The sequence below is a fragment of the Pseudoalteromonas sp. CR1 genome, assembly GCF_019392235.1.
Lineage (GTDB): Bacteria > Pseudomonadota > Gammaproteobacteria > Enterobacterales > Alteromonadaceae > Pseudoalteromonas.
The window spans coordinates 33030-50018 of the sequence record NZ_JAHXRM010000007.1; the positions used below are offsets into that span (position 1 = coordinate 33030).

Below are 16989 nucleotides of genomic sequence, written 5' to 3' on the forward strand. Positions count from 1 at the left end.
CAACTATACATAAGGGCTATGCGGTAAATGCGTTTAGCTACTTACATTTTAGGCACTAAGAATGACATTAAGATTTTTTGTAATAATAGGTACCCTAATTTTGATGTGCTTTGTAACTAGCTTATTGGTTAGTTACCGATACTTTTTTACGTTACCAACCATAAATGAAAACATTAAAGACTACCAAAATAGAGAGTTATTGAGCCTAGAAATAGCATTAAACAGAGAGTTTGTTTTTTTAAAAACCCTAAATTACGATTATTCGGTGTGGGATGACTCTTACGATTACATGACGAGCTTTAATAAAGACTATATTGAGTCAAATTATGTGGACGATACCTTTAAATCACTCAAAATAGATGGTGTATTTATTTACGACATGAACTTTAAACAAGTTTATGCGCATACTTTTGATTACATTCAAGAGCAACCCTATGAGCTGCCAGAATTTGATTTAAATACTCATTTACCTAACCGTACTATTCTCCCTTATGGAACAAATACGTCAGAACGCTACGGTTTTTTGAGTACAGAGCATGGTCCTGTTATGTTTGCATCACACGCAATTCAACGAACAAACAAAACAGGAGAGTCTGTTGGTAGCATTGTTTTTATTAAAAAAGTAAGGGAGTCACAATTCGCTAAAATGGCCGAGATGGCACAAGTAAAGCTAAGCTACACTTTAATAAACAAAGACAGCGCACCACAAAGAACGGCAGCTCTCAGTGATGGAATTCAAAATGAGGTAATAGCCACAGCGCGCCAAAGAACGTTATTAGATATAAATGGTAACCCAATTTTGCTTATGAATATTAAGCATCATCATCAGCGTATCCCCATTTTATTTGATAATTACTTAATAATTATTTTATTAATGTTTTTTATTGTCTCATTAATTGGCTTTTATATAGTTAACCGCTTTTTTATTACACCGTTAATTAATGGCGCATCTGCAATCAATTTAATGTTGCTTAAAAACGATCTTCAACCGCTTCACTTTAGAAATCAGTTTCTAGAAATGCGTGTGCTTATAAATGGTTTTAATTCATTAATAAAAGAGGTTAAAAAGCAAAACGAACAACTAGAAAATATTAGTAAAATAGACGAGTTAACACAAATTTATAACCGGCGTGCTTTTGAAGAGATTTACACAACGCAGTGGCAAGAGGCCCACAGACAAAAAACAACACTGGGGTTAATGCTAATTGATGTAGATTACTTTAAGTTTTATAACGACTTTTATGGTCACCAAGGGGGGGATAGTGCTTTGCAAGCAGTTTGCCGTGCTTTAAAAGAGACCGCCCAATCAAATAATGGTGCGGCGGCGCGCTATGGAGGTGAGGAGTTTATAATACTGTTTAATCAGTTATCGGTTGAGCAATTTGAAGCAATATCTCAACAACTGCTGCTAAATGTAAAGGCGCTAAACCTAGCTCATAAAGGCTCTAAAGTCAGTAACGTTTTAACTGTTAGTGTAGGTTGTGCTTTTGCAACTGCAAAAGCTATGGATAATAAAAAAGTAACCGCTAAGCTATTAATTAAAAACGCAGACGTTATGCTGTACGAAGCCAAAAATACCGGACGAAATAGAGCTTTAATTAAATCAATTTAATCAAATCGCTACTGATAAGTTGTTACTATTAACGCAAAGAGGTTTAATACATATTGCTTTACTCTAAACTTCTTTTCCTCCATGTTGCTCGGCTAAATCATCAAGCTCGGCAATGGTATAATCGAAGCCAGTTTCGTCGTAATCGTAGCTTACTTTTACGCTATCTCCCCCATTAAAAAGACGTGTTTTTACATCGTTCACGGACCAGTTTTTTAATTCATGTAAAAAACGGTTGGCAACTTGCGAAGATTCAAACTGATAGCTAATTTCTGTTTTCATATGCGGTCTCTGGCTGTTTAACCCACGTAGTTTGTGTATTTTTGAACGTTAGTCAAGTTTCGATTACAAAAAATAAAAGGAAAAAATGTAAATTTTGTGTTTCAATTAATGCAATAAACTAAGTCGGTAATTACCTACTTAAACCAAAATATCATGGCGATTTAACATGCATTATAAATTAGTTTTGATAGCAAGCTCAGTCTTTTTTCTTAGTGCCTGCGGCGGTTCAGGCTCAAGCGATACACCTACGGTTAATGGTAATAAGCTCCCCATACTAACGTTGTCTGATGTGCCAAGGGATATCAAAAAAAGCCAAACCATTGATCTAACAGCAACAGCCAGCGATGCTGACGGCAGTATCGCCAGTGTAATTTGGCAGCAAGTTTCGGGGCCTGTTGTATTAAATGAGCCAGTAAACGCAAGCTCAGTTAGCGTTAAATTGGCTGATGCATCAACTTACACCCCTTCAGAATATGCGTTTAATGTTACCGCGACCGATAACGAAGGCGCCACCACCGTTAAAACGGTTAACTTTTTTGCCCGCAATAGTATGGATGCATTTTCTGCAGCGCGGTTGTTGCATCAAGGAAGCATGGGGCCAACGTTTTCAGAAATACAACGTGCGCAAGGGCAAAGTGAGCTGCAATGGCTCGATGCTCAACTAGCACTGCCCATTAACTATCATCGTGACTATATGGTGTTTACTAATGACGATGAAGATTTTAGGTATATAAGCCGAATAGACGCGTGGTGGAAAGCCGTCATGCAAAGCGACGACCAATTGCGCCAGCGCGTCGCTTTTGCGCTGAGTGAAATACTCGTTGTGTCTGATCTTAATAACGATTTACGCTCTCAGCCTGAGGGCATGGTGACATATTACGATTTACTGCTAACGCATGCATTTGGTAATTTTCGTGATTTACTTGAGGCGATAACTTTATCGCCAATTATGGGAACTTACCTTAGTCATTTGGGCAACGAAAAGGCCGATGAGACCCTTAATATTCGTCCAGATGAAAACTATGCCCGTGAGGTTATGCAGTTATTTACTATCGGGCTTGATGAGCTAAACCAAGATGGCACTGTAAAATTAGACGCTAACGGTAATACCATTGCTACTTATGGCCAAGCAGAAATAGAAGGCTTTGCTCGTGTGTTTACAGGGTGGACATTTGCAGGCAGCGAAACATTTAAGCGCAAAAGTCGCGATTATGTTGCGCCCATGCAAGCATTTGAAGAGTACCATTCACAAAAGCAAAAAACGCTATTAAACGGCGACGTTATTCCCCAAGGATATGGAGCGCAAGAGTCGTTACAACTAGCGCTTGATAATTTATTTAATCATCAAAATGTAGCGCCGTTTATTAGTAAGCAGCTAATACAACGACTTATTACATCAAACCCTACACCGCAATATGTAGAGCGAATTGCTAGCGTGTTTAATGATAATGGCGAAGGTGTAAGAGGGGATTTAGCTGCAGTAGTCAAAGCCATATATTTAGATGATGAAGCTCGCCATTATGGCAGCGTATTAAACTACCAAGGGAAAATAAAAGAACCGCTTCTTAAAACAGTCCAATTTTGGCGAAACTTAAACGCGAAGTCACCCGAAGGTTTTTACAAAACATGGAATTTAGTTGACCGATATGGGCAAGGGCCTATGCAGTCGAGTTCGGTTTTTAACTTTTTTAGACCTGACTACCAGCCTGCTCAGTTGCGAGCAGATGCATTAGTGGCTCCTGAGCTACAAATAGCGGGTGACGCTACCCTTATTGGCACAATGAATGAGCACTTTGCTGATTTAGTGTGGAGTACCGCAGAGGCGCACACCGATTTAAATCCAAATGGCATTTATGTTTACATCATTAACGATATGAATACTTTGCAAAGCAATGGGATTAACTACTTACTCGATCAATACAGCGTACTGTATTTTGCAGGCTCTATGAGTAGTGACACACGCCAAGCATTATTAGATTTAGATGCCTATTTTGATGACGATCAATATCGCGAACGGGTATCGTATTTACTTTATATGATTGCTATTTCACCTGAATTTAATTTGCAGTATTAGGAGAGGCATAATGAGCATTAATAGAAGGCAATTTTTATCGTTATGTTTAAAAGGCGGTGTATCGGCAGCCGCACTGACTAGTTTGCAATTACAAGCGCTTACCGGCTCTATTAATGCGTTAGAACTAGGCGACTACAAAGCATTGGTATGCATTTTTTTATATGGCGGTAATGACTCACTCAACATGTTGGTGCCCCTTGAGGGTGAGCAGCGCAGCTTGTATGAGCAAAGCCGACAAAATTTAGCTGTTGCATCGCCAATTACATTAAATACTGCCACCCAGTTTGCTGGTGGTGTGGGTTTGCATCCATCACTGTCGCCTATTCAAAATGTGTTTAATGAGTCTAATTTAGCTTTTGTTGGTGGGGTAGGTACCTTACTTGCGCCAACAACTTACAACGATTACAAAAATAATGCAGTGGCGTTGCCTAAACACTTATTTTCTCATAATGATCAGCAAGCGTCTTGGATGTATGGCCGTGAAAAACAGTCGCTCAATAGCGGCTGGGGTGCACGTTTGTTAGAGCGTTTAAATCAGCAAGACCAGTTTGCTGCCAATGTGTCGTTAGATGGAACCAACCTGTGGCAAACCGGCAGCCAAACAAAAGCGTTTGCATTAAATAAAAGTGGAATTAGTCGTATAAATGCATTTGGTGGTTATCAACCTCGCACAGACCATGTAACTAATATTATGAACCGCATAATGGGCAATACTAAGCATCCACTTAGTGACGCCTATGCAAAAAGTTTCAATTCGGCCATTAACAATACTCAAACCATGAACAACGCGTTAGAAACAGCCCCTGAGCTAGTAACAACATTTAGCAATTCAAGTGTTTCTCAGCAATTGGCTGCAGTGGCAAAAGCCATTAGTGTGCAGTCTACGTTAGCAACACAGCGCCAAGTGTTCTTTGTTTCAATGGGCGGGTTTGACACTCACGATAACCAATTAGATATGCATCCGTTATTACTAAACTCATTAGCGCAAAGCTTGAATGAGTTCAATAATGCGATGCAAGAGCTAAATATGGCAGACAAAGTAACGACCTTTACAATGTCTGATTTTGGCAGAACGTTGACCTCAAATGGAGATGGCACCGATCATGGTTGGGCGGGTAATCAACTAGTAATGGGAGGGGCTGTTAAAGGAGGGGATATCTATGGTGATTTTTTAACTCAGCATTTAGATGGACCGCAAGACGTTGGCGGTGGCCGACTTATTCCAAGCGTATCTAACGAGCAATACTTTGCTTCGTTAGCGCAATGGTTTGGTGTTGCACCCTCTGAATTGAGTGATATTTTTCCTAATCTGACCAACTTTGATCGCACAACATTGGACTTTTTTGTGTAATTAGTTGCTAATGGTAAACCAAAATCAAGCACAAGCAGTATAAGTGCTGTTTACAAAATAACAATTACACACAAAATGGAGCACACAAATGAAAGTTTTAGTCAGCTTGGTGAGTTTAATCGCCTTTTTACTCGTTGTATTACCTGGCCCTTTATACAAGTTTGGCGTTGTTGATTTAGGTCTTGCCTTTACCGGCTTCAGATACGGCGTATATGTAGGGGGTGCAGCGCTTGTATTGTTACTCGTGCAGCTAATATTTATGCGTAAAACCGCTTCATTCGGTAGTGCTATTATTGCCGTTATATTTTCTGTGGTTGCTATTGCTATGCCGCTTAACATGATGAACAAAGCGAAAAGTGTTCCGCCAATCCATGATATTTCAACCGATTTAGTTAATCCGCCTAAATTTGTTGCTATTGCACCGCTTCGTGCTGATGCACCAAACCCAGTTGAATATGCAGGGGAAGAAACCGCGGTACAACAACGAAAAGCGTACCCAGAACTAACAACACTTAACTTTGCACAAACGAAAAATGATTTAATGGCAGCAACCGAGCAAGCAGTTAAAAATTTAGGCTGGGAGTTAGTAAGCGCTAATAAATCACTTGGTTTAATAGAAGCAACAGACACCACAACCTGGTTTGGCTTTAAAGACGATGTTGTCGTTCGTATTGTCGATGAAGGCAGTGAACGTTTTGTTGATATAAGAAGTAAATCACGCGTTGGTCGAAGCGATTTAGGAAAAAATGCGGAACGTATTAATACCTTAATTGATGAAATAAACGCAGAACTTACTAAGTAGCATTTTTTAAACATTGCTATGTTATTGAGCCCAAATACTATTTGGGCTTTTTTGTGGCTGTTTTTCAGTTTGTATTCACCCCATAGAGTGAATACTCAATACGTTTTAAATTTTTAAACAACTATGGAGTTATTATGAAAACAGTAGGATATGCAGCACAAAGCCAAGGTTCTGAGCTTACAGAGTTTGCGTTTGAACGCCGCGATTTACGAAATAACGATGTAGAAATTGAAATTTTATACTGCGGTGTGTGCCATTCAGATTTACACGCGGTAAGAAATGATTGGGGCGGTGTAAAATACCCACTGATCCCTGGCCATGAAATTGTTGGTAAAGTTATTTCGGTCGGCAACGACGTAAAAAAATATAAACAAGGTGATACTGTTGGCGTAGGCTGCATGGTTGACTCATGTAAAAGTTGCGATCAGTGTGACAATGATGAAGAGCAATTTTGCCGAGAGGGCATGGTTGGCACTTATGCAGGTAAAGACAGAGAAACCGGTGAAATGACCCAAGGCGGTTATTCTAAAAGTGTGGTTGTACGAGAAGAGTTCGTGCTTTCAATACCAAAGAGTCTGGACCTTTCACGCGTAGCACCGCTATTGTGTGCAGGTATTACTACGTATTCTCCTCTTCATAAGTGGGGCGTTAAAAAAGGTAGCCGTGTTGCAGTTGTAGGGCTTGGTGGCTTAGGGCATATGGCGGTTAAAAATGCCGTAGCAATGGGTGCCGATGTTACTGTTATTGGTCGAAGCGAATCTAAAAAAGAGGATGCCGTTGAACTTGGTGCCCAGCATTACTTAGTTTCAACAAATGATGACGAAATGAAAGAATCACAGTCGGCTTTTGATGTGATCATCGATACAGTGCCTGTGAAACACGACCTATCAATTTATACACCGCTATTAGACATAGATGGCGCATTAATTATTGTTGGTCAGGTTGGGCCCGTTGACGAGCTAAATACGGTGCCTTTATTAATGGGGCGACGTCAGGTTGCAGGTTCACTCATTGGTGGCATAGCAGAAACACAGAAAATGCTCGACTTTTGTGGCGAGAACAATGTATTGCCTGAGTGTGAAATGATCAATATTGACGAAATTAACACCGCTTACGAACGTATGGAAAAATCAGACGTACGTTATCGTTTTGTCATTGACATGGCATCGTTAGATTCGTAAACTTTTTTTTGTGTAAATATAAAAGGGCGGCTTACAAGCCGCTCTTTTGGTATAGTGATTAGTTAACCGTTTTGATAGCTGGCGACTTATTCAGTTGTAAATAGCTAAGTAACCACATTCCTAAGCCACCTAAAAATAATACCGCAGCGACATAGCCAGTTTGATTGGGTGCAGCGCCTTTGGCAATCGCAATTCCACCCACCCACGGGCCAATTGCATTTGCTGTATTAAATGCACATTGAACTAATGCGCCTATCATTGCATGCCCCTCAGGTGCAACATCCATTAAAAGGCTTTGAATTAACGTAGCTAAACCGACACTGCACCCTATGAAAAAAATAACCACATAAAGCACCCAAATATTATAACTTGCCGTAACATAGGCAAATGCAAAAATAATGGTACACACAAGCGCAAAGCCTGTGGTTTTTATTGCCGACTTGTCAGCGGCTTTTCCTAATACGTAGTTACCCAGTGTACAGCCAATGCCAAACATCACCATTGCCACCGAAATAGTATAAGGCGCTGTTTTTGTTACATCTAAAATTGTGTCGGCAATATAAGTGTATATGCAAAATACACCACCAAAACCAATAATGACAATACCTAAAATTGACCAAACAAGTTTGTTTTTTAGCACGCCAAATTCATTTAATAAGTTAGAGGGCTTAGCGTTATCTATGTTTGGCACGACTTTATAAACTAAAATAAATGCGATAAAAGCTATCACTGCAGCACCTGCTAAACAGTAACGCCAACTTAAATTTTGGCCTACCAGCGTAACAATGGGCACACCAACAATAGTGGCAATGGTTAGTCCCATAAATACTTTTGACATAAAACTGGCTCGTTTACCTTGCGGCGCAATATCTGATGCAAGCAAAATAGCAGCGCCAAAATAGGCACCATGGGGCAGTCCACTCAAAAACCTAAATATGATTAACTGCTCTAACGACGTAGCTAATGCACTAAGCCCATTAGAAATACACATTAAACTTAAAAAAATCAGCAGTGCTTTTCGTTTTCGCATATTAGCCGTTGTTAGCATTAACACTGGCGCGCCAACCACTACGCCCATAGCATAAGCGCTTATAGCATAACCACTTTGAGAAGGCGTTGTGCCAAATGTTTCACTTATAAGAGGTAACATTGGCATCATCGAAAATTCAGACAACCCTAAAATAAAGGTGCCTAGCGCCAACACAATTAAAATAGCTGTTTTATTGAGCTGGTTAGATATAGACGTAACATCAGGCTTCATAAATCCCCTTTGAATTAGATGTTTAAATATAAAAAGTAACGCCAAAGCCAAAAATGCAATGGGTTATAAATGCAAAAATTTTATGAGATGAATATAGAAAAACGAGAAGTAATTAGTTTAAGTGAAGCGAGAGGTTAAGTCATTAGGTAATATTAAATAAATACGATTTATATTATTTAATGTCAAAAGGTATTATTTTTGAATGTAATAAAAAATGGTGGAGGAATAATAAAAACAGTGGAGGTCATATAAAAAATTTCTTAGTAGGGAGAGGGAAATGAGTGCCAGCATTTATGCTGGCACAATTTTATTAGCGTATTATTTTAGACTTTCTGCAAAAAATTCAGCCATTTTAGTGTAGAAATCAGTGATGTTTTTAGGTTGATGAAATCCATGTCCTTCATCTCTCACCATTGACTCATATGGATAGCCTATTTTATCAAGCGCTGATGTTAATGCTTCATATTGTTCCATAGGAACCCTTACATCGTCCTCGCCATGGGCAATAAACAGTTTAGCCTTAATCTTATCAACATTAAATGAAGGAGAGCGAGCTTGCATATCTTGCATGTCGGTCCCATGAACCATGTCTAGAAATTTTCTACCTGATTTACTTTTTGGTGTATCGCCACTCTCTTTCATTTCTGGTAGTGAGTATACGCCTACATAACCAATTGCACACTTGTACAGATCTGGCTCCCTAATAACGCCCATTAATGTAGCGTAACCACCGTAACTAGCGCCGTAGATACATATTCTATCTTTATCTATTATTCCCTCATTAATAGCCCAATGAGTGGCATCGGTGACGTCGTCTTGCATTTCGCGCCCCCATTTTTTATAACCACTCTTCTGAAATTCGCTGCCATAGCCACCAGATCCTCTAAAGTTTACTTGAAGCACAGCGTAACCTAATGAAGCCATGTACTGAGTTTCAGGGTTGTACTCCCATAAATCTCTAGGTCCATGCGGGCCGCCATGCAAGTATACAATTGCAGGTAAGTTTTTATCAGCAGCCCCTTTTGGTATGGTTAAATAGCCGTTTAGGTCAACGCCATCTCTTGCTTTTATTCTAAAAGGTTCCGTCATAGAAAGACTTTTTTTATCTATCTGAGGAGCACTTGAGGCAATAAAAGTCGCTTTTTTATTTTTAGTATCGTACAAGTAAAAGGTAGTTGGCGAGTTGTCTGCTTCTACAGAAAACACAGAAAGGCCTTTTTCTTTAGAGTGGCTTGTAAATTGTAATCGGTAATTTTTAAATGTGTCACTTAGCTCTTTAAATATTGCATTTTCACCCTTCGCATCAAAGTATTGGTATTGAGGGTAATCAGGGTCAAACGTAGCCCCTATAACATCTCCGTTAGGGCCAAATATTGCCGTTGAAATATCAACATTGTCATTTGCCGCTAAAAGGGTCAGTTCTTCATTTTCAAAGTTAAGGCTGTAAATAGCAGTAGTTTTTCTGCCCGAGTCACTCATTAAAAAGGCCTCGTTACCCTCTAGGTTCATACCTAAAAAACCTAGCGCATCTCCTTTCTCGTAGCTTAGTTTATTAAGGTTTAAAGACAGCCAATTACTGTTCGCTTTTTTCTTAAAATAAACACTTAAATCGCCTTTGCCAAGCTCTTGAACTTCATCTTCTTCATAACGAAATGCCAATCTAGGGTTACCCGAAATATCGGTAGTTATACCAAATACGTCGTCTTTGGGTTGGCCGGCTACATAATCCACTTTTCCGTTATAAATATTTAATTTATGAACATTAACAGCAAAATCATCATTAAAGTGACCTTTGGTGATTAAAATGTTTTCTTTATCATTTGGAAGGGTGCTAATGACTTTTAAAATGGACGTGTTTGAAAATAAAATTTCACGCCTTTTAGAGCCATCGTAATTTGCAACAACATAATATGGGCGCCCACCTTTGGTATCTAAAAAGCCGACTGTTTTAGCTACTGACATCATAAATCTTTCGTCATTTAACCAAGTAACATTACGTATTTTTTGATTTTCGCCAAATGCAAATGCGGCCGTTGTTTTTCCTGATTCCCTTTCAAGAATAACCAGCTTTACTTCAGTATCTTCTCTGTAAGTGATTGAATAATATTTACCACTAGGTGAGATTTTAACCTGAACGTATCCGCTTTTATCAAAAAAATCTTCTAACGTATTTTTACTATATGAGTTAAAGCTTAATAACAATAAGCATAAAACTATAAGCCTTGTAATTAACATTTTATATCCTTAATTTTTAGAGTATTTATTAAATACCATAGCTACTTGTTACTTAATATTTAATAACGTTATTCTATTGTTATTTTTATCTTTTTAGAAGTACTGCTGGAAACATTTCACTAGAGATTTGTAACACATTGTAATGTCATTAAAACCAATCTTTATGTAAAGCTTATTTGACTTGGGGCTGTTTTTGTACAAATATAGTAAAGTGAACTTTACTTTTTAAGAGGGTTAAAAAATGCAAACACAATTAACGTTAAAACAGCGCCAAAAAATAAACACCACTAATTTAGCTAAATGGACGCTTATCTGGTTACTGTCGTTGGCGCTATGTTCGTTTGGACCTGTTTTAATTTGGGAGCATAATAACGTGGTGAGTGGCTTTTTTATTGTCGTAAATGTTGTAGTGGGTATTGCGATGATTATAGCCAATAAGCGCAATTTACAAGGGCTTGATGAGTTACAACAAAAAATACATTTAAGCGCAATGGGCTTTACGCTTGGGGCGGTTGTGGTTGGCGGGCTTGCATATAGTAATTTGCAGCTAAGTGGCATTATCGACGTGCGAGCTGACATACCAGACATAATGTTTTTAATGGGCGCGGTTTATTTAATTAGTACCTACATACTTAACAAACGCTACAGCTGTGATGAGGGCGACGAATGAAAAACCGCTTAAAAGTACTCAGGGCTGAACGAAATTTAACACAAGCCAAACTAGCAGAATTATTAGATGTATCACGCCAAACTATTAACGCAATAGAAAAAGGCAAGTTTGATCCCAGTTTACCTTTGGCGTTTAAAGCAGCGCGGTTATTTGAATTAAAAATAGAAGATATTTTTGATGATGAATAACGCCGTCGTATTTAATATAAAATGAGTAAAGTGCGACAATTTGTCGCGCTTTTAATATGGCTACACGAATTATAATTAGTTCAACTATTACAGTGGCATAATTATAAAATGGCAGATTTAAGCACGACTCCAAACACACATTTATTAACTCCCTTGGCTTTATTTATAAGCAGTATATTTTCTCCTGTAGTTTTTGCAGACGACACCTCCTTAGAAGTTATTGAGGTTCAGGGACATTCGCAAAATAAACATCTTGCACTTGGCTCAGCAGAGTCATTATTAACCAACTTAGGGGTAGACTTTTCTGCTTCGGGTGGGGTGTCAAACTTACCTATTTTAAATGGCCTGATGGGCGATAGAGTAAAAGTATTAGTAGATGGCGCAGATGTAACCGCTGCATGTGCTAATCATATGAACCCACCACTTTCGTATGTTTCTGCTAATCAAATTACCGCTTATCATGTTATTGCGGGTATATCTGCGGTGAGTGCCGGTGGCGATAATATTGCTGGTGTAATAAGCGTTAATTCTATTTCACCACAGTACAGCGACAGTAGTGACCTAGGGTGGCATTCGGGTTATGTATCGGCTCAATACAACAGCGTAAATAATGCACGAAAAGTGGGCGTTGGGGCACGTATAACAAGTGATAACTTGAGCTTTAATTACCAAGGTGCATTTAGTGATGCTAAAAGTTATGAAGACGGAAATGGAAATTTAGTATTTGATACTTTATATCGCGTTCAAAACCATGCGCTTTCTGCAGCGATACGAGATAAAAATCAACAGCTTGTTGTTAAGTTAACCCACCAAAAAATACCTTATCAGGGCTTCGCCAATCAGTATATGGATATGACTGATAACACAAGTTTTGGCGCTATTGCACAGTATAAACATGTATTTATAAGCAGTGAGTTGGAGGCGCAGCTTAACTGGCATGATGTAAAACACGATATGGGTTTTTTTAGCCCAGAAAAAACCGGCATGATGCCAATGAGCACTGATGCGCGAGATATAAGCTCACAATTAAAATGGCGTTTAAACTTAAATAGTAATAGTAGTCTATTACTAGGACAGGCATTTTATGATTACCGAATTGATGATTGGTGGTCTGCTGTTGAAGGTTCCGCCATGATGGGGCCTAACGATTACATTAATATAAATAATGGTCAGCGTAAGCGTATTGCAGCATTTGCAGAGTATGAGAGCCAAATAAATACTAAGTTGTGGTTAAATTCAGGTATACGTGTTGAACATGTAAAGACACGTGCTGACGATGTTCAGCCTTACAATGAAGGCATGGCAATGATGAATATGAACGCCATGCCAATGCAGCCGAAAAACGCAAATGCCGCTGCTGCTTTTAATGCCATTGAGCACAATAAATCAGATACGGTGGTTGATATAAGTGTTTTACTTAATTACCAACTTACCCCCAATGAAGAGTTACAACTGGGTCTTGCTCGTAAAAATAGAGCGCCTAATTTGTATGAGCGATACAGTTGGGGGGTAAGCAATATGGCAACTACCATGATTGGTTGGTACGGCGATGGCAATGGCTATATAGGTAATCCAAATTTAGCGGTGGAAACTGCGCATACAGTAAGCTCTACTTATATTAAATCGGCTCAAAACGACGACTGGCGGGTTAGTGCTAACATTTGGTATACCGATACAACCGACTACATTGATGCAGACATCGTCAGGTCGTTTAATCGATTTGGCTTAGAAAATACGACACGCAATATACTTAAATTTACAAATACAGATGCGGTATTGTATGGCGTTAAATTAGATTTAACCGCGAATATACATGAATCTAAAGCACTCGGTAATTGGCAATTAAATGCCAATATTACCAATACGCGCGCAAAGCGAAATGATACAAATCAGCCGCTTTATCAAATAAAACCACTGCACACTAAGCTTGAAATAAGCCAACAACTGGGCCGCTTTGAAAATACCTTATCATGGCAATGGAATGATACAAAAACACGCGTAGATACCACTCGATTCGAAAACCAAACCGACAGCTATAATATTGTCAATGTAGGCTCAAAAGCGTCATGGGGCGACTTAACGTTAAGTGCACATGTGAATAATATATTTGATGAATACTATCAGCTACCGCTTGGTGGTGTGAGCATTGCGCAGCTTAAAAAAGGCGAAAGTACTGGTTTTGAACAGCTCGCAGGGCAGGGGCGCTCGTTTAATATTGGGATGAGTGTCGCATTTTAATGTGATTTTATATCTATAACCAAGAGTCGGTTATTCCTGCTCTTGGTTATCATCGCTTTGAGTTACTGAATTTTGCTGCTCAAGCTTTTCTCGATCAGCTTTTGACACATACGCAGGCTTATTACTTTTATGTAATTTAGCGTTAGCGCGTTTGTCTTTCTTTTGAAATTTAGTGACTATTTTTTTACGACGATTCACACAAATCTACCCTAGTTATTTTAAGCCATCTATTATACCGCTATCCAACTTAAAGCTGCCATATAAATATTGCCCTCAATAGTGTGTTAAATTACCGCAAAGCGCTATTTGTAATGTATTTCGCACGTTATAATTAAAACTCGTAGTGACTCATTAAATGGATATTGTTTTGAAAAAGTTAGTTCTAGCCAGCCTTGCTTTATACATGTTTAACGCCCAAGCACAGTTAAATAAAGAGATAGATAACATTGCCGATTACGCAGTAAATACCTACCAAAATGCCCAAGTTCATACGCTAACTAACTTAGTGGCCTTTCCTACGGTAAATAAAGACTCAATACCCACACCACAAAACCCAGACTTTATAGCCTTTAAATCGCTGTTAAAAATAAAAGCTGCAGAGCTTGGTTTTGATTACCAAGATTTAGGACATACCGTGTTAATAGGTATGGGTGAGCAAAGCGAAAAAGTCACCGTAGTGACTCATGGTGACGTGCAACCTGCAAACGCGAGTAAATGGAAGCAAAGCCCATTTATTATTGATACCTCAGAACCAGGCAAGTTAGTTGGTCGCGGTACCGAAGACGATAAAGGGGCAATAGCTACTGCGCTTTACGCCATGAAAGCGATTAAAGACAAAGGCATAGAGCTTGATAACTGCATTGAGCTGATGATTTACTTAGCTGAAGAGTCTGATTGGGGCCCATTGACTGAATTCATGAAAACATACGAGCAACCAAAGTATGCAGTAACCATTGATGCATCATACCCAGTAGTGGTTGCTGAAAAAGGGTGGAGCTTAATTTCTCCTACATTTAATGCCATATCAGATCAAAAAGCAGTGTATGTAAGCGACCTTGCTGGTGGTGCTTTCAAAAGCCAAATACCAGAAGACGCAAGCTTAGTACTGCATAATGCAAACAACGCACTAGTAAACCAATTAAAAACAAAAGCCAAGCAACTAGATAAAGTTGAATTTAACTTTACTGAACAAAATAACGCCATGGTCATTAGTGTAAAGGGCATGTCTGCCCATTCTTCTGAGCCCGAATCTGGCGTGAATGCCATTGCACATTTAGCTGAACTATTTAATGGAATAGCGCTTGAAAACAACAGCGATGGTCAACTCATTAAGTTTGTAAACCAACTTATTGGATTAGATCTTCACGGTAAGCAATTTGGTGATATTGCCTATAAACATGACTTTATGGGCCCAATGACCGTTTCTCCAACCGTCATTGAGCGCAGCGGAAATAAATTAACGTTAGCCGTTAATGCTCGTCGCCCTGTTGGTAAAAATGAAGATGTTTTAAGGCAGCAAATAGAGACAGCCGTTAATCAATGGCAAGCTAACAATAACGTTACACTCGAGAGTATAGATACAGTGATAGGCAACCCTATGCTGTTAGATAACGCGCCGCATGCGCAAAAGCTACTTGATATATTTAAGCACTTTACCGGCGACGAAAAAGCCGATTTTGTATCAATTGGTGGAGGCACTAATGCAAAACTATTTGATAATGCAGTATCGTTTGGACCTTCAATGCCGGGTAAACGTTATACAGGCCACTCAGAGCATGAATTTATTACGCTTGAGCAATTGGAGCTTAATTTACGCATGTATACCGCAATGATGATTGAGCTAGGTAATATGTAAGCTAAATTTAAATACTCATAAAATAGGTGTTGGTATTAATTAGCACCTATTTTTCAAAATTAACTTTGGGGAGATTTTCAAAACTGGGCTTTGCAAATAAATAGCCTTGCATCAGCTCAACCCCCGCGTGTTTAAGCCACATGTATTCTTCTACTGTTTCAATTCCTTCAGCTAGTGCTGTAATATTTAAATCGCGAAACATGCTTAAGCAATGAGTTACTATTAATTGGCGTTTCGTATCGTGGTTAATATCGCGTATTAGTGCCATATCTAGCTTAATAATATCTGTTTGAAAGTCAGCAAGTAGATTTAAACCAGAGTAACCCGCACCAAAGTCATCGGTCGCGGTTTTAAAGCCAAGCGATTGGTAATAATCAACCACGCGTTTTATATGTGCGGTGTCTTCTACTTTTTCTACCTCGGTAAACTCAAACATGATGTTTTTAATTGGGAAATTATACTTTTTTGCCGCTTCTAATGTGGTGCGTATACAACGTTCTGGTTTATAAATAGCGTTTGGTAAAAAGTTGATGCTAAGCATTGATGTAATGCCTAGTTCTGAGGCTAGCTTAATGGCTTTAATACGGCAAAGCTGGTCAAACGTATAACGGTTTTCCTCGTTCACTCTTGAAATAATAGAATAAGCAGATTCGCCGTTTAGCCCCCTCACTAATGCCTCGTAGCCAAAAATATGGTTGGTTTGGCAATTTATTATAGGTTGGAAGGCCATTGAAAAATCAAATTCAAGTGTGTTTGCATCCTCACAGTTACTGCAGGTAACTTTTGCGCAATTTGTTGATTTTTCATTCATTTAATTCAGCCTTTGTAACATATACATCAAGGTTAGTTTAAATCCGATTTTAACACAAACAAGTTAAAGTATGAGTTTTTATATTTTAACTAGTTATAAGTGATTAATAAGTAAGCCCTAATTGATGACACTTGTCATAATATTGAGTGACTTTTAACAGCTGTATTTGCTGTGTTTATGTTTAAAAATAACCTCATACATAAAGAGGAGAGTAAACATGAGTACAATTACATTTTTTGAAAATCTAAAGCGTTATTTAGCTGTATTAACACTATTAACAGTCATTAATTTAATTACCTCGCCAAATTATTTATGGGTGATATGGCCGGCGTTAGGTATGGGTATTGCACTACTTAACGATTTATTAAATTTAAACAACTCAAAAAGGGTTGGGTAATGAATGCAAAGCCAAGTAAAAACTTACTTGGCTTA

General features: G+C 38.6%; 15 protein-coding genes. 10 read left to right on the plus strand and 5 right to left on the minus strand.

The window, feature by feature from the left end; translation table 11 throughout:
* Positions 1 to 61: 61 nt before the first annotated feature.
* On the plus strand, positions 62 to 1612 hold the full coding sequence (locus tag KZZ04_RS08145; protein ID WP_219422358.1) for a diguanylate cyclase: 1551 nt from the start codon (positions 62 to 64) through the stop codon (positions 1610 to 1612).
* 63 nt (positions 1613 to 1675) lie between these two features.
* On the opposite strand, the gene KZZ04_RS08150 is transcribed toward KZZ04_RS08145, so the two are convergent.
* Positions 1676 to 1891 (minus strand): hypothetical protein, encoded by a 216-nt coding sequence (locus KZZ04_RS08150; protein ID WP_058552207.1) that lies wholly within the window; start codon positions 1889 to 1891, stop codon positions 1676 to 1678.
* Positions 1892 to 2057: 166 nt separating this feature from the next.
* Here KZZ04_RS08150 and KZZ04_RS08155 point away from each other — a divergent pair, with 166 nt between their 5' ends.
* From KZZ04_RS08155 to KZZ04_RS08170, 4 genes are all read left to right on the plus strand, one after another.
* Positions 2058 to 3965, plus strand: a complete 1908-nt coding sequence (locus KZZ04_RS08155; RefSeq protein ID WP_219422359.1) for a DUF1800 family protein — start codon at positions 2058 to 2060, stop codon at positions 3963 to 3965.
* Positions 3966 to 3975: 10 nt separating this feature from the next.
* Positions 3976 to 5316 carry a DUF1501 domain-containing protein gene (locus KZZ04_RS08160; protein ID WP_219422360.1) on the plus strand — a complete coding sequence of 447 codons (1341 nt, stop codon included), beginning with the start codon at positions 3976 to 3978 and terminating at the stop codon, positions 5314 to 5316.
* Positions 5317 to 5404: 88 nt separating this feature from the next.
* Positions 5405 to 6118 (plus strand): DUF1499 domain-containing protein, encoded by a 714-nt coding sequence (locus KZZ04_RS08165; protein ID WP_058405023.1) that lies wholly within the window; start codon positions 5405 to 5407, stop codon positions 6116 to 6118.
* Between the two features lie 134 nt (positions 6119 to 6252).
* Positions 6253 to 7299 carry an NAD(P)-dependent alcohol dehydrogenase gene (locus tag KZZ04_RS08170; protein WP_219422361.1) on the plus strand — a complete coding sequence of 349 codons (1047 nt, stop codon included), beginning with the start codon at positions 6253 to 6255 and terminating at the stop codon, positions 7297 to 7299.
* A 58-nt stretch (positions 7300 to 7357) separates the two neighbouring features.
* On the opposite strand, the gene KZZ04_RS08175 is transcribed toward KZZ04_RS08170, so the two are convergent.
* Entirely contained in the window at positions 7358 to 8560 is a 1203-nt protein-coding gene (locus KZZ04_RS08175; RefSeq protein ID WP_058405025.1) for an MFS transporter, read from the minus strand.
* A 318-nt stretch (positions 8561 to 8878) separates the two neighbouring features.
* The gene (locus KZZ04_RS08180) at positions 8879 to 10795 is read right to left on the minus strand and encodes a S9 family peptidase (protein ID WP_058405026.1); all 1917 of its coding nucleotides are present in this window, start codon (positions 10793 to 10795) and stop codon (positions 8879 to 8881) included.
* A gap of 241 nt (positions 10796 to 11036) precedes the next feature.
* On the opposite strand from KZZ04_RS08180, the gene KZZ04_RS08185 reads away from it, so the two are divergent.
* The 3 genes from KZZ04_RS08185 to KZZ04_RS08195 all read left to right on the plus strand — a co-directional run bounded on the left by KZZ04_RS08185 (position 11037) and on the right by KZZ04_RS08195 (position 13891).
* Positions 11037 to 11465 carry a hypothetical protein gene (locus tag KZZ04_RS08185; protein WP_219422362.1) on the plus strand — a complete coding sequence of 143 codons (429 nt, stop codon included), beginning with the start codon at positions 11037 to 11039 and terminating at the stop codon, positions 11463 to 11465.
* A complete protein-coding gene (locus tag KZZ04_RS08190) occupies positions 11462 to 11653 on the plus strand; it encodes a helix-turn-helix transcriptional regulator (RefSeq protein WP_008132333.1) in 192 nt (63 codons plus the stop codon). The genes KZZ04_RS08185 and KZZ04_RS08190 overlap by 4 nt, the downstream gene beginning before the upstream one ends.
* Positions 11654 to 11761: 108 nt before the next feature.
* Positions 11762 to 13891 carry a TonB-dependent siderophore receptor gene (locus KZZ04_RS08195; protein WP_219422363.1) on the plus strand — a complete coding sequence of 710 codons (2130 nt, stop codon included), beginning with the start codon at positions 11762 to 11764 and terminating at the stop codon, positions 13889 to 13891.
* 30 nt (positions 13892 to 13921) lie between these two features.
* Here the strand turns inward: KZZ04_RS08195 and KZZ04_RS08200 are convergent, their stop codons facing one another.
* Complete coding sequence (locus KZZ04_RS08200; protein ID WP_082653622.1) at positions 13922 to 14089, minus strand: DUF2986 domain-containing protein; 168 nt, start codon at positions 14087 to 14089, stop codon at positions 13922 to 13924.
* 169 nt (positions 14090 to 14258) lie between these two features.
* Here KZZ04_RS08200 and KZZ04_RS08205 point away from each other — a divergent pair, with 169 nt between their 5' ends.
* The gene (locus tag KZZ04_RS08205; RefSeq protein ID WP_219422364.1) at positions 14259 to 15746 is read left to right on the plus strand and encodes a dipeptidase; all 1488 of its coding nucleotides are present in this window, start codon (positions 14259 to 14261) and stop codon (positions 15744 to 15746) included.
* 46 nt (positions 15747 to 15792) lie between these two features.
* Here the strand turns inward: KZZ04_RS08205 and KZZ04_RS08210 are convergent, their stop codons facing one another.
* On the minus strand, positions 15793 to 16557 hold the full coding sequence (locus KZZ04_RS08210) for an EAL domain-containing protein (protein ID WP_219422365.1): 765 nt from the start codon (positions 16555 to 16557) through the stop codon (positions 15793 to 15795).
* A 217-nt stretch (positions 16558 to 16774) separates the two neighbouring features.
* Between KZZ04_RS08210 and KZZ04_RS08215 the strand changes: the two genes are divergently transcribed.
* Positions 16775 to 16954, plus strand: coding sequence for a 2TM domain-containing protein (locus KZZ04_RS08215; protein ID WP_219422366.1), 180 nt, complete (start codon positions 16775 to 16777; stop codon positions 16952 to 16954).
* The last annotated feature ends 35 nt before the right edge of the window (positions 16955 to 16989 follow it).

Coding starts and splice junctions, on each gene's coding strand:
- KZZ04_RS08160 (WP_219422360.1), top strand. CDS start 3,976: ATGAGCATTAATAGAAGGCAATTTTTATCGTTATGTTTAAAAGGCGGT.
- KZZ04_RS08180 (WP_058405026.1), bottom strand. CDS start 10,795: ATGTTAATTACAAGGCTTATAGTTTTATGCTTATTGTTATTAAGCTTT.
- KZZ04_RS08150 (WP_058552207.1), bottom strand. CDS start 1,891: ATGAAAACAGAAATTAGCTATCAGTTTGAATCTTCGCAAGTTGCCAAC.
- KZZ04_RS08170 (WP_219422361.1), top strand. CDS start 6,253: ATGAAAACAGTAGGATATGCAGCACAAAGCCAAGGTTCTGAGCTTACA.
- KZZ04_RS08190 (WP_008132333.1), top strand. CDS start 11,462: ATGAAAAACCGCTTAAAAGTACTCAGGGCTGAACGAAATTTAACACAA.
- KZZ04_RS08210 (WP_219422365.1), bottom strand. CDS start 16,557: ATGAATGAAAAATCAACAAATTGCGCAAAAGTTACCTGCAGTAACTGT.
- KZZ04_RS08155 (WP_219422359.1), top strand. CDS start 2,058: ATGCATTATAAATTAGTTTTGATAGCAAGCTCAGTCTTTTTTCTTAGT.
- KZZ04_RS08145 (WP_219422358.1), top strand. CDS start 62: ATGACATTAAGATTTTTTGTAATAATAGGTACCCTAATTTTGATGTGC.
- KZZ04_RS08165 (WP_058405023.1), top strand. CDS start 5,405: ATGAAAGTTTTAGTCAGCTTGGTGAGTTTAATCGCCTTTTTACTCGTT.
- KZZ04_RS08195 (WP_219422363.1), top strand. CDS start 11,762: ATGGCAGATTTAAGCACGACTCCAAACACACATTTATTAACTCCCTTG.
- KZZ04_RS08175 (WP_058405025.1), bottom strand. CDS start 8,560: ATGAAGCCTGATGTTACGTCTATATCTAACCAGCTCAATAAAACAGCT.
- KZZ04_RS08185 (WP_219422362.1), top strand. CDS start 11,037: ATGCAAACACAATTAACGTTAAAACAGCGCCAAAAAATAAACACCACT.
- KZZ04_RS08215 (WP_219422366.1), top strand. CDS start 16,775: ATGAGTACAATTACATTTTTTGAAAATCTAAAGCGTTATTTAGCTGTA.